The sequence below is a fragment of the Klebsiella sp. CN_Kp075 genome (assembly GCF_040065055.2).
GTDB lineage: Bacteria > Pseudomonadota > Gammaproteobacteria > Enterobacterales > Enterobacteriaceae > Klebsiella > Klebsiella aerogenes.
The window spans coordinates 2305194-2317143 of record NZ_CM198050.1; the positions used below are offsets into that span (position 1 = coordinate 2305194).

General features: G+C 56.8%; 11 protein-coding genes. 7 read left to right on the forward strand and 4 right to left on the reverse strand.

Features of this window, described 5'->3' with window-relative positions; translation table 11 throughout:
• Window positions 1-3 precede the first annotated feature (3 nt).
• Both ABLV78_RS11005 and ABLV78_RS11010 read right to left on the reverse strand, forming a co-directional pair.
• Window positions 4-1455 carry a M81 family metallopeptidase gene (locus ABLV78_RS11005; RefSeq protein ID WP_348865382.1) on the reverse strand — a complete coding sequence of 484 codons (1452 nt, stop codon included), beginning with the start codon at window positions 1453-1455 and terminating at the stop codon, window positions 4-6.
• A 13-nt stretch (window positions 1456-1468) separates the two neighbouring features.
• Window positions 1469-2602 (reverse strand): ROK family transcriptional regulator, encoded by a 1134-nt coding sequence (locus ABLV78_RS11010; RefSeq protein ID WP_047048953.1) that lies wholly within the window; start codon window positions 2600-2602, stop codon window positions 1469-1471.
• A 232-nt stretch (window positions 2603-2834) separates the two neighbouring features.
• Between ABLV78_RS11010 and ABLV78_RS11015 the strand changes: the two genes are divergently transcribed.
• From ABLV78_RS11015 to ABLV78_RS11030, 4 genes are read left to right on the forward strand one after another with little or no spacing between them, the layout of a single operon-like run.
• The gene (locus ABLV78_RS11015; protein WP_047048950.1) at window positions 2835-4367 is read left to right on the forward strand and encodes an ABC transporter substrate-binding protein; all 1533 of its coding nucleotides are present in this window, start codon (window positions 2835-2837) and stop codon (window positions 4365-4367) included.
• A 24-nt stretch (window positions 4368-4391) separates the two neighbouring features.
• On the forward strand, window positions 4392-5312 hold the full coding sequence (locus ABLV78_RS11020) for an ABC transporter permease (protein ID WP_045397480.1): 921 nt from the start codon (window positions 4392-4394) through the stop codon (window positions 5310-5312).
• Window position 5313: 1 nt separating this feature from the next.
• Window positions 5314-6174, forward strand: coding sequence for an ABC transporter permease (locus ABLV78_RS11025; RefSeq protein WP_047048947.1), 861 nt, complete (start codon window positions 5314-5316; stop codon window positions 6172-6174).
• A complete protein-coding gene (locus ABLV78_RS11030; RefSeq protein WP_047048944.1) occupies window positions 6171-7088 on the forward strand; it encodes an ROK family protein in 918 nt (305 codons plus the stop codon). Before ABLV78_RS11025 ends, ABLV78_RS11030 begins: the two co-directional genes overlap by 4 nt.
• Before the next feature lie 403 nt (window positions 7089-7491).
• Here ABLV78_RS11030 and ABLV78_RS11035 read toward each other — a convergent pair whose 3' ends face one another.
• The gene (locus ABLV78_RS11035) at window positions 7492-7935 is read right to left on the reverse strand and encodes a GNAT family N-acetyltransferase (RefSeq protein WP_045397472.1); all 444 of its coding nucleotides are present in this window, start codon (window positions 7933-7935) and stop codon (window positions 7492-7494) included.
• A 180-nt stretch (window positions 7936-8115) separates the two neighbouring features.
• Between ABLV78_RS11035 and zntB the strand changes: the two genes are divergently transcribed.
• The 3 genes from zntB to dbpA all read left to right on the forward strand — a co-directional run bounded on the left by zntB (window position 8116) and on the right by dbpA (window position 10957).
• Entirely contained in the window at window positions 8116-9099 is a 984-nt protein-coding gene (gene zntB, locus ABLV78_RS11040; RefSeq protein ID WP_045397470.1) for a zinc transporter ZntB, read from the forward strand.
• A 287-nt stretch (window positions 9100-9386) separates the two neighbouring features.
• On the forward strand, window positions 9387-9569 hold the full coding sequence (gene ynaL / locus ABLV78_RS11045) for a proline-rich small protein YnaL (protein ID WP_071596126.1): 183 nt from the start codon (window positions 9387-9389) through the stop codon (window positions 9567-9569).
• A gap of 14 nt (window positions 9570-9583) precedes the next feature.
• A complete protein-coding gene (gene dbpA / locus ABLV78_RS11050; RefSeq protein ID WP_047049019.1) occupies window positions 9584-10957 on the forward strand; it encodes an ATP-dependent RNA helicase DbpA in 1374 nt (457 codons plus the stop codon).
• A 48-nt stretch (window positions 10958-11005) separates the two neighbouring features.
• Here the strand turns inward: dbpA and ttcA are convergent, their stop codons facing one another.
• Entirely contained in the window at window positions 11006-11941 is a 936-nt protein-coding gene (gene ttcA / locus ABLV78_RS11055) for a tRNA 2-thiocytidine(32) synthetase TtcA (protein ID WP_015366315.1), read from the reverse strand.
• Between the last annotated feature and the right edge of the window lie 9 nt (window positions 11942-11950).

The window sequence follows — 11950 nt, forward strand, 5'->3', positions numbered from 1 at the left end:
GAGTCAGCACTCCCCGGCAAAGGGCGCGCGAGCGGAAACCCGCACCAGTGGGGTGAATTCGAGATCACGCTTAAATGGCCAGGTCGGTGTCAGCATCCGCAGACGCGCCACCCGTTCAATATCCTGATCGACCACCCCTTCCGAGAGCGCCATCAGGTTCGGATTGGCCAACGGCGCCAGCTCCGGCGATAAATAGCCGGATTTGACCACCAGGATTTTCACCTGCCGCGGGTTGAGCCCCAACGCGCTAAAGTCAGCGATATCGTGATACGGGCGTCGGCGGTCGGCTACCACCACGGTAACACCACCTGTCTGTAGCACCGCCTGATTGGCCGGGCGCTGCGGATCCGCCGCCAGCAGACCGGTGACGGTAAAACGCGCGCTCGCGCTGATACCCTCCGGATCGAGGCTGGCGCCGATAGTCAACTGCAGTTCTGCGCCAATGCCGGCCTCAAAGGCCGCACGCGTCGCCGGCGCGTCGGTAATGCCGGCCACCAGGGTATTTTGCGCCTGCTGGCGTAGCAGTTCGGCGAGCACATCGCCGCGATCGCCGACGCCGCCGCCGGTTGGATTATCGCCAGAATCCGCCAGGATCACCGGGCCCGTGGCGCTGGCGATGGCCTGAGCGACGCATTCGGCGACGCTGCCCGTCCGACAGCCGAAAACAAAATCTTCCCGCGCATCCCAATAGGCCTGCGCCAGTTTGGCGGCCTGTTGCTCCAGTACCGCGCGATCGGTGCCGGTAAAAATGGCCGCGGCGGTGGCGCGCGGTTCATCGGCCCACACGTAGCCGACCATTAATGAGCTATCGAGTACGCCGTCGATCTGGTCGCTGTGCGGCAACATGGCGTACAGGCTTTTTGCCGGTTCATCTTCCGTACTGGTTCGCTCGCCAGGCAGTAATACCGGGATAGGGGCCCACACTATGCCCGGGCGCACGCCGCTTTGCAGACTATTCACCAGCATACTGACCGAACGGCGCATGGTCTCTTCGATATCGATATGCGGCGCGGTGCGATAGGTTGAGTAGATATCGATGGCGTCGATGATGCGCTGGGTCACGTTACCGTGAAGATCGTAGCTGACGGCAATCGGGCAGTCATCGCCGACGCAGGCGCGGGCGGCGGTGATCCAGTCGCCTTCAGCGTCTTCCATACCTTCAACGTACATTGCGCCGTGCATCGCAAGGTACAGGCCGTCGATTGGCAGTTGCGCCTGCAGCCGGCTTAAGAATTCGGCCTTGAACTGTTCATAGGTCTCTCGCGCCACCGGGCCTCCGGGAATCGCCCGGGTGTGCAGCGTCGGCAGAAATGTCGCCGGATAATCGCGTAAAAACTGAAAGTGAGGCGCTTCCAGCAGGGCTTCGGCCTTGACGGTGCGAAACTCCGCTTCATGAGTCAGGACCGGATTAAACGTGCTGCATTCAATATGTATTCCGCCAACGGCAATGCGCATAAGGACCTCGAAATTATCCTGGAAAGAGAACGTGAGTCAGCGCGACGCTCGCCGCGGCGAGCGCCCAGCTGTCCTGAGCCAGCGGACGATAGATAAGCGGCGTTTTTCCCGCCATCCCCGGCAACAGGTTGGTTTCAATGGCTTGTTGCATCACGGTATTCAGTAAACCGTTAAAGCTTTCCGGCTGGTGGGCAAGCATGATCGCCGCCGGATCGTGAGTCTGGATCTGATGTGAAATGGCTAACCCTAACGCATCGCCGGCCCGATGCAGGATCTGGATGGCGGCGCTGTGGCCCTTACGCGCCATGGCTTCCAGTTCATCCAGTTGGTTAGTGTCGATACCGGCCATACGCGCCTGTTCAAAGATGGCGGTGAGAGACGCAATGGTGTCGAGACAGCCACGCTTCCCGCAGCGACAAGGCGTGCCCGCCGGCACGATGGTGCAGTGGGCTATTTCTCCCGCGCCGCCGTGGGCGCCGCGCCAGATTCGGTTACAGATGACCGCCGCGCTGCCGATGCCGCTGCCGTGAGAAATCACCACTGCGCTCTCCAGCTTGCGTAGATGGCCAAAAGTTTTCTCCCAGTTCGCCAGCGCCCGGGTGTCGTTTTCAATCAATACCGGGATCCCGCCGGTCGCGCGGCTTAACAGTTCAGCTAGCGGTACCTGATGCCAGCCCAGCAGCGCCGACTGTATGCAGACCGATTGCGCGGCGTCGACAAAGGCAGACAGGGCAAAACCGATGCCGACCAGCCGTTGGCGCTCGATAAGCGTATCGTTTAACAAACTGCGGATTTCATCCGCCAGTTGCTGGATTAAGGCGGGGATTTCAAGCAGCGGCGTGAGCAGCCGCTCGGCGATTTTCTCACCGCTGGCATTCATCAGTACCAACACCAGCTGATTATCAATCAGCGAGATGCCGATAGCGTAAGCGGCGTCCGGCGCCAGCGAAAGGGTGACGGAGGGGCGCCCCTGGCCGCCGGAAGCGGCCATATCGCTCTCCTCTAGCAGCCCATCGGCCAGCATCTCTTTTACCAGTGCGCCAATGGCCGCTTTACTCATACCCGTCAGGCGGGCGAGGTCTGCGCGGCTGGCGCCTTCCTCGCTACAGACCAAATGAATCAATTGTTGGTGGAGTTTGTTCAGCATAGTTACTCAGCCATAACGCTTTTTTCTGAACATAATCGCGGGCTGGCGCTTTAGCAACCAGTTTATTTTCAAAAATAACTAAACAATCACATATAAGTTAAATTTATTACCTAATTAAGCGTTAATCATGGCTAATATCACATTTATGGGACTCTGTTTTGGGTAAAAAGAAAACCTAATCGCAACATAACAGCCACAACTGGCGACATAACAGACAGGTAGGGGTTAACGGATGAAGGCAATTATGAATAAATATCGACTTGCCATTCTGGCAGGCTTACTGGCAACCGGCGGGGCGACGGCGCTGCAGGCAGCGACGCTGAACGTGATGCAAAACGAACCTCCGCGTAGCATGGATCCGGGCGACCAAACCGCGACCTTTACCGATACCGTTTTAAAACCGATGTATGAAGGTCTGGTGGATTTGTCGCCGGATTTCAAAATCGCCCCGGCGCTGGCCACCGCCTGGAAGGTCAGCGATGACGGTAAAGTCTGGACTTTTACCCTGCGTAAAAACGTCACTTTCCATGACGGCTCGCCGTTCAATGCCGATGCGGTCGTCGCCAATATTGAACGACATATCGACCCGAAAGGCGGACTGGCAGCCAGTTCGCGGATGCGCAACGTGATCGCTTCCGTGAAGAAGCTCGATGATGACAACGTCGAGATTACGCTGAAAAAGGTCTATCCCTCTTTCCTCAATCTGTTGACCGGCGGCTCAGCGAAGATGGTGAGCCCCACGGCGGCGAAAGCCGGCACCATTGGCCGTAAAGCGGACGGTACCGGCCCATATATGCTGCAGGAGTATAAAACCGGTGAATATGTGCTGGAGAAGAAAAACCCGAAATACTGGGGCGAGAATCACGGCCCGGATGAGATTAAGTGGACCTGGAGCGCGGAGCCGTCGGTGATGAACATGGCGCTGCTTTCCGGCCAGGTCGATGTGATTAACCCGGTACCGCCGCAGTTTGGTATGCAGTTGAAAAGCAACCCGCAGGTGAAGCTGGAGCAGGGGCAGGGAGCGTCGGTATTCTGGGTAGCGCTCAACGTTGAGCAAAAGCCGCTGAATGATGTCCGCGTGCGTCAGGCGCTGAACCTGGCGACCGACAAAGAAGCGCTGCTGAAGGCGGTGATGTTTGGTTTTGCTTCTGCCGCCAACTCGCCGCTGGCGCCGGTGAACGAAGGATATGATAAAACCCTCAACGACTATCCGTGGGATCTCGATAAAGCGAAAGCGCTATTAAAAGAGGCCGGGTACCCGCAGGGCTTTGAGATGAACATCGCCGTGCAGGGACCGGATGCGCGTACCGCGCAAATCCTGCAGGCGATGTGGGGCAAAGTTGGCGTGAAACTTAACATCCAGCAGATGGAGAGCGGCGTCTGGAGCAAAGCGGCGTTTGCCCCGGCGGCGGAAAAGTTGGCCAACCGTACCGATGCGGTGCTGGCCTCCTGGTCTTCCGGCCTTAATGGTTCTGATTTGCAACTGCGCCCGCTGTACTACTCACAGAGCGCCGCGCCGGCCGGGGCTAACCTTGGTTTCTACCGCAACCCGCAGGTAGATGAGCTGTTAGATAAAGCCGCGACCACCATGGATAACAACGCGCGTATCGCCGAATATGTGGCGGCGCAAAAGGCCATTATGCAGGACGCGCCGCATGTGATGCTCTATTTCCAGGACGATCTGTACGCCACCCGCGCCACCATTAAAGGCGTGCGGATGGAGCCGGGCGGCGAAATTATCGTCACCGAAGCGCAAAAACCGTAACGCTGGGGTCAGGGTGGAGTTGTTATGAAAGCTTATGTGATTAAAAAACTGCTTTCTTTGCCGCTGATCCTACTGGGCGCATCGCTGATTGTCTTTCTGGCGATCAGGATGCTCCCCGGTGACCCGGCCCGCCTGATGGCAGGGCCGCAGGCCACCCAGGATGATGTCAGCCGTATGCATACGCGCCTCGGCCTGGACGATCCGCTGGCGGTGCAGTATGGCCATTTCGTCAGCGGAATGCTGAAGGGGGATTTTGGCACCTCGCTGAAGTCCGGCCAGCCGGTCTCCACCGAAATGAGCGAGCGGGTTCCTTATACCTTAGGCCTGGCGCTGCTGGCGTGGATGATGGCGGTGATCCTCGGTATTCCCATGGGGATGTGCGCGGCCATTTACCGCAATCATGTTGCCGACCATGTGCTGATGCTGGTGGCGATAGCCGGCGCGTCGATAGCCAACTTCTGGCTGGCGCTGATCGCCATGGATACTTTTTCGGTGAAGCTGGGCTGGCTGCCTTTGCTGGGCGCGGATGGCTGGAAAAGCTATATCCTGCCGTCGGTCTGCCTGGGGATTTTCCCAATGGCGGTAATGTCGCGGATGACCCGCTCCAGTATGGTTGACGTGTTAGGCGAAGATTATATCCGCACCGCGCGGGCCAAAGGGCTGGCGCCGTTTCAGGTCTATTTCAAGCATGCGCTGCGTAATGCGCTGATCCCCATCGTGACCATTATCGCACTCAACTTCGGCAGCCTGATCGGCGGCGCGGTGGTGACCGAGTCGGTGTTTAACTGGCCGGGGATAGGCCGCTATCTGGTGGATTCGGTGCGCTATCGCGATTATCCCGTTATCCAGGGCGTGACGATGATTACGGTGGCAAGCGTGGTGGTGATGAACCTGGTTGGCGAGATGATTATCGCCAGAATCAACCCGAAAATAAGGTTTGACTGATATGTCGGAAATTTCACTCGCCAAATCGCGCAGCGGCGTACTCAGCGGCCTGCGCTGGGGGATGGAGCATCCCTCGCTGACCCTCGGCGGCATCATCGTCGCTTTAATCCTGATATGCGCCATCTTCGCGCCATGGTTAAGCCACTACGATCCCTACGCGCAGGACCTGCTGAATATTCTCTCCGCGCCGTCGGCCGACCACTGGTTGGGCACCGATGACTATGGCCGCGATATCTTTTCCCGCACTATTTACGGCGCCAGGATCTCACTGATTGAAGTGGTGGTCAGCGTGGCGCTGTCGCTACTGATGGGGCTGCCTCTGGGCATCATCGCCGCGTTGTGCGGGAAAAGTGTCGATCACCTGATTATGTGGGTGATGGATGTCATTTTCGCTTTTCCCGGCATCGTGCTGGCTATCCTGCTGGTCAGCGTCCTCGGCGCAGGGTTGCTGAATATGCTGTTGGCGATCGCTATCTTCTCCGTGCCGGTTTACGCGCGCCTCAGCCGTAACCTGACCTTGGGTATCAAGAATATGGAGTACATGGAAGCGGCGCGGGCGCTGGGAATTGGCTATCGCCGACAGATAATTCACTACATTCTGCGTAATACCCTGGGGCCGATTACCGTGCAGGCGACATTGACCGGCGGCTCGGTGATCCTGGCCGCCGCTTCGCTCTCCTTCCTCGGCATGGGCGTGCAACCGCCGATGCCGGAGTGGGGAACGATGATGAGCGACGGGCGTAACTTCCTTGGCATCAGCCTGGGGATTTCGCTGTGGCCGGGGCTGGCTATTGTCTTTTCGGTATTAGGCTTCAACCTGCTGGGCGATGGCCTGCGTGACATCATGGACTCTCGCCTATGAGTAATAGCGTGCTGTGCCTGGATATTGGCGGAACCTTTATTAAAAGCGCTATCTCTCCGGCGCCTGGCCAGGTAGTAATGCCGCGTCAGCGGGCGATGCCGCTGACTTCCTGGCCGGCATTCATCGACGCCGTACAGGAGATTATCGCGCAATATGGCGATGCGATTAGCGGACGGAGTCCGTTGGCGCTCTCCTGCGCCGGAGTGGTGGATGTTGCCAACGATCGTATTCTGTCGAGCAACATTCCGCCGTTTGCCGGTATCGATATTATCCAATCCCTGCAGGCTGAGCTCGGGCGCCCGGTGGCGATGGCTAACGATGCTGACTGTTTTACCCTGGCCGAAGCGCGTTTCGGCGCGGCAAAAGATCTGCCGGTGGTGTTAGGGGTGATCCTCGGCAGCGGGATCGGCGGCGGGATTGCCATCAACGGCAAAATCCTCTACGGCAATCAGGGGATCGGCGCCGAGTGGGGGCACGGACCCATTACGCGCACTCATCTGCGGGGAGTTGAGTTGCCGCGGCTGCCCTGCGGCTGCGGACAGCAGGGGTGTCTTGACACCCTTGGCGGGGCAAAAGGGATGCAGCGGCTGCATCAACTGCTCAGCGGTCAGGCGCTAAGCAGTGTCGAGATCGTGACGCAGGGCATGGCCGGAGAAGAGACAGCGGCGTTCACCCTTGAAGTATGGCTTGATCTGGTGAGCGAACCGTTGGCACATGCGGTAAATATCCTCGGGCCGCATAAAATCGTCGCAGGCGGCGGGCTGGCGAGCGAAACGTCTCTGCTGGCGCGCCTTGATACCGCGTTGCGGGCAAAGATTCTGCTGAAGAGCGCTGAGCCACTACTGGTCGCCGGGCAATTTAGTCGCGAAGGGGGATTACTGGGGGCATCGGTGCTGGGCTGGGAAAAATTTTAGCCAGGAATGTGGCAAATCTGACGGAAGCTTCTAGGATTAGAGCCTATCCCAGTAGGCGTAATTGGCGCAGCCAGTTTGAACACGGACAGCGCGCAGAAACCGGAGCGTACACGTAGTACGTGAGGATTTCGAGCACTGCCCTGGTTCAAAATGGCAAGTAAAATAGCCCTAATGGGATAGGCTCTTAGTCTGCTTATAAAAATGGAGTAATAACCATGTGCACCAATTTACACGATAACGCCCGCCGCTATGCGGAAGAGAAAAAATGAACGCTTGCTGCTAATCCCGTCCTGTGCCCGCCCAGACGATGGCAAGGGTTACTACTGTGGATTAGCCGACGACTGATACGAACTAATAAGAACCCGCCAATGGCGGGTTCTCCCTTTCTGGCGGCCTGAACAACTTACTTGAGCATTTTGTTATAGACGTAAAAATCCGTATCACGTACGAAGCCGCTACGCTCGTATAACGCCTGCGCTTTAGTATTATCGGTTGCCGTGCTAAGCATAATAAATGCTGAATCACTCTCTTTTGCCAGCTGTTCGGCACGGGCAATCAACTGCTGCGCTACGCCGTGCTGGCGGGCAGATTCATCAACGTACAGATCGTAAAGCAGCCAGATGCGCTTCATTTCCAGCGAGCAGAACAGGGGATAGAGCTGGGTAAAGCCCACCGCTTTGCCGTCCACTTCTGCGAAGAAAATGACCGACTCATTCAGTTGCAGGCGCTTAAGGATGAACTCCCGCGCCTGAACGAGATTTTCTTCGACCTGATAGAAACGACGATAGGCGAGATACAGCGGCAGGACGGTATCGACATCCTGGGGCTGGGCTTGATAAATATTCATACTAAAACCTCATTAAAATTACGGATGTAATTGTAATACAAATATGATCAGCTGTCGCCAAAAGCGGTATGCTGCCTATTTGTTAGGCGATTGCGACGATTGCGGGAGGCGAAATTCAGCCGAATAGCGTACCTTATGGATTATTCACGCTTTTTACAGGCATGCATTAATGGAGGTTCAGTGGACGCGATTAAGGGCTCGGAGCTGAAAGTGCCGGACGCCATCTTTGCATGGGTGCTCGACGGGCAGGGCGGCGTAAAGCCGCTGGCTGATAACGATAATATCGATAAGAGCAATCCCTGCTGGCTACATCTCAATTATACCCATACCGACAGCGCCGACTGGTTAGCCGCCACGCCGCTGTTGCCGAATAACGTTCGCGACGCGCTGGCCGGGGAAAGTACGCGCCCGCGGGTGACGCGCATCGGCGACGGCGCGCTAATCACCTTGCGCTGTATTAACGGCAGCACCGATGAACGCCCCGATCAACTGGTGGCGATGCGTCTGTATATGGACGAGCGGCTGATCGTCTCCACCCGTCAGCGTAAAGTACTGGCGCTGGATGATGTGCTGGGCGATCTGCAGGAGGGCAACGGGCCGACGGATTGCGGTAGCTGGCTGGTGGAAATCTGCGATGCGTTGACCGATCACGCCAGCGAGTTTATTGAACAGCTGCACGACCGGATTATCGACCTTGAAGATGACCTGCTCGACCAGCAGGTGCCGCCGCGCGGTTTTCTGGCGTTGCTGCGTAAGCAGCTTATCGTGATGCGCCGCTATATGGCCCCGCAGCGCGATGTCTACGCCCGCCTCGCCAGTGAACGCCTGCCGTGGATGAGTGACGATCATCGTCGCCGGATGCAGGATATTGCCGACCGTCTTGGACGGGGGCTTGATGAGATTGACAGCTGTATTGCCCGCACGGCGATCATGAGCGATGAAATCGCACAGATTATGCAGGAGTCGCTGTCGCGGCGGACTTACACGATGTCGTTGATGGCGATGGTCTTTTTGCCCAGCACCTTCCTGACCGGGCTGTTTGGCGTCAACCTTGGCGGTATCCCGGGGAACAGCTGGCATCTTGGTTTTTCGATTTTTTGCGTAATGTTAGTTGTTCTAATTGGTGGTGTTACTTGGTGGTTACATCGTAGTAAATGGTTGTAAGAAATTGTCTTTACAGGCGATTTTGCCGTTGAAACCCCGGCAATATTTGAGCGAAATCAATAAACCTTCTACCCATTCAGGGCAATATCTCTCTCGCAGGTGAATGCAACGTCAAGCGATGGGCGTTGCGCTCCATATTGTCTTACTTCCTTTTTTGAATTACTGCATAGCACAATTGATTCGTACGACGCCGACTTTATTGAGTCGGCTTTTTTTTTGCCCTCTGCCAGCTAACTTCTACGCTTAAAGAATAGTCCTGTAAAGAGAGGGGATAAACTATGCGTAAAATGGCGCTATCATTGCAGTCGATACCCATCGGCCCTGAGCCTAACGATCCGGTGCCCGTTCCCGATCCGCGGCCTCGTCCACACCCGCTTCCCGACCCGCCGCCGGACGATGACCCGATTAAATTGTCGCATCAAGAGCGGAGATCTGCGAGGATACGCGCCTGCAGATTGTCCGCCCTTTAATGCGAGAAAACATTGTGACCGCTTTTTCAACACTGAACCTTTTGCCCGAAGCTCAACTGAACAACCTTAACGAACTGGGATACCACGCGATGACGCCGGTGCAGGCCGCCGCGTTGCCGGCAATCCTGGCAGGGAAGGATGTGCGCGTACAGGCGAAAACCGGCAGCGGTAAAACGGCGGCCTTTGGTCTGGGATTGCTGCAGCACGTTGACGCCGGTCTGTTCCAGACCCAGTCACTGGTTCTGTGCCCGACCCGCGAACTGGCGGATCAGGTTGCTGGCGAACTGCGTCGCCTGGCGCGCTTTTTGTCAAATATTAAAATATTAACCCTCTGCGGCGGCCAGCCTTTCGGCGCCCAGCGCGATTCCTTACAGCATGCGCCGCATATTATTGTCGCCACGCCGGGTCGCCTGCTTGACCACCTGCAGAAGGGGACCGTGTCGCTGGATGCGCTGCAGACGCTGGTTATGGATGAAGCCGATCGCATGCTTGATATGGGCTTCAGCGATGCTATCGATGAAGTGATTCGTTATGCCCCGGCTTCGCGCCAGACTTTACTATTCTCCGCGACCTGGCCGGAAGCCATCGCTGCGATCAGCGGCCGGGTGCAGCGGGATCCGCAGACGATCGAAATCGATAGCGTTGATGCGCTGCCGTCTATTGAACAGCAGTTCTTCGACGTTTCGCAAAGCGGTAAAATCAAGCTGCTGCAAAAATTGCTCAGCCAGCATCAGCCGGCTTCCTGCGTGGTATTTTGTAATACTAAGCGCGATTGTCAGGCGGTGTGCGATGCATTGAACGCTGCCGGCCAGAGCGCGCTGTCGCTTCATGGCGACCTGGAACAGCGTGACCGCGATCAGACGTTGGTACGTTTTGCCAACGGTAGCGCCCGCGTACTGGTGGCGACCGACGTCGCGGCGCGCGGTCTGGATATCAAATCGCTGGAGCTGGTGGTTAACTTTGAACTGGCGTGGGATCCTGAAGTGCACGTCCACCGTATCGGGCGAACCGCCCGCGCAGGCGAAAGCGGCCTGGCGATTAGTTTCTGCGCGCCGGAAGAGGCGCAGCGCGCTAACATTCTTGCCGAAATGCTGCAGATCAAACTCAACTGGGTTAACGCGCCGGCGGGTAATCATATTGCGCCGCTGCAGGCGGAGATGGCGACCCTGTGTATCGATGGCGGTAAGAAGGCGAAGATGCGTCCGGGCGATGTGCTGGGGGCGTTAACTGGCGATATGGGGTTTGAAGGCGCCGATATCGGTAAGATCAACGTTCATCCCGCGCATGTTTATGTCGCTATCCGCCAGGGCGTGGCGCAGAAGGCGTATAAGCAGTTGCAAAACGGCAAGATTAAAGGCAAGTCCTGCCGCGTACGTCTGCTGAAGTAAGGGGCGACAAGTGATGGTCTCCGGCGGTTGCCGGAGACGTGTTGCCTGTTATTTTACTTCAACCACATTCAGACGCAGTTCATCTAACTGAGCGTCTTCTTCTTCCGGCTGCCAGCCCGCAGGCTGCAGCGGGATCTCTTCGCGGTCAAAAGCCAGATCGCCGCCGTCAACCACCGCAGATCCGTGAGTGATGGATTTAAAATCAAACAGATTGACGTCGCTCAGGTGCGACGGCACCACGTTCTGCATTGCGCTAAACATGGTTTCGATACGGCCAGGATAGCGTTTATCCCAATCGCGCAGCATATCGGCGATCACCTGACGCTGCAGGTTAGGTTGGGATCCGCACAGGTTGCAAGGAATGATCGGGAAGCCTTTGGCCTGCGAGAAGCGTTCGATATCTTTTTCGCGGCAGTAGGCCAGCGGGCGGATAACGATATGCTTGCCGTCATCGCTCATTAGCTTCGGCGGCATACCTTTCATTTTGCCGCCGTAGAACATGTTGAGGAACAGCGTCTGCAGGATATCGTCGCGGTGATGGCCGAGCGCGATTTTGGTCGCGCCCAGTTCGGTCGCCGTACGGTAGAGAATGCCGCGGCGCAGACGAGAGCACAGTGAGCAAGTGGTTTTGCCTTCCGGGATTTTCTCTTTAACGATGCCGTAAGTGTTCTCTTCGACAATCTTATACTCAACGCCCAGCTGTTCCAGATACGCCGGCAGAATGTGCTCCGGGAAGCCCGGCTGTTTCTGATCGAGGTTAACGGCTACCAGCGAAAAAGAAATAGGCGCGCTTTTTTGCAGGCTGCGCAGAATTTCCAGCATGGTATAGCTGTCTTTGCCGCCCGAAAGACAGACCATAATACGGTCGCCATCTTCAATCATGTTGAAGTCGGCGATCGCCTCACCGACATTACGGCGCAGACGTTTCTGCAGCTTGTCGATGTTGTATTTTTCTTTTTTACTAATTTCTTGATTTTGCAGCATTTAATAGTG

Bases quoted from the DNA above. Each gene is read 5' to 3' on its own strand.
- ABLV78_RS11005 (WP_348865382.1), bottom strand. From the start codon at position 1,455: ATGCGCATTGCCGTTGGCGGAATACATATTGAATGCAGCACGTTTAAT.
- ABLV78_RS11010 (WP_047048953.1), bottom strand. From the start codon at position 2,602: ATGCTGAACAAACTCCACCAACAATTGATTCATTTGGTCTGTAGCGAG.
- ABLV78_RS11035 (WP_045397472.1), bottom strand. From the start codon at position 7,935: ATGAATATTTATCAAGCCCAGCCCCAGGATGTCGATACCGTCCTGCCG.
- ABLV78_RS11020 (WP_045397480.1), top strand. From the start codon at position 4,392: ATGAAAGCTTATGTGATTAAAAAACTGCTTTCTTTGCCGCTGATCCTA.
- ABLV78_RS11015 (WP_047048950.1), top strand. From the start codon at position 2,835: ATGAAGGCAATTATGAATAAATATCGACTTGCCATTCTGGCAGGCTTA.
- ttcA (WP_015366315.1), bottom strand. From the start codon at position 11,941: ATGCTGCAAAATCAAGAAATTAGTAAAAAAGAAAAATACAACATCGAC.
- ABLV78_RS11030 (WP_047048944.1), top strand. From the start codon at position 6,171: ATGAGTAATAGCGTGCTGTGCCTGGATATTGGCGGAACCTTTATTAAA.
- ynaL (WP_071596126.1), top strand. From the start codon at position 9,387: ATGGCGCTATCATTGCAGTCGATACCCATCGGCCCTGAGCCTAACGAT.
- ABLV78_RS11025 (WP_047048947.1), top strand. From the start codon at position 5,314: ATGTCGGAAATTTCACTCGCCAAATCGCGCAGCGGCGTACTCAGCGGC.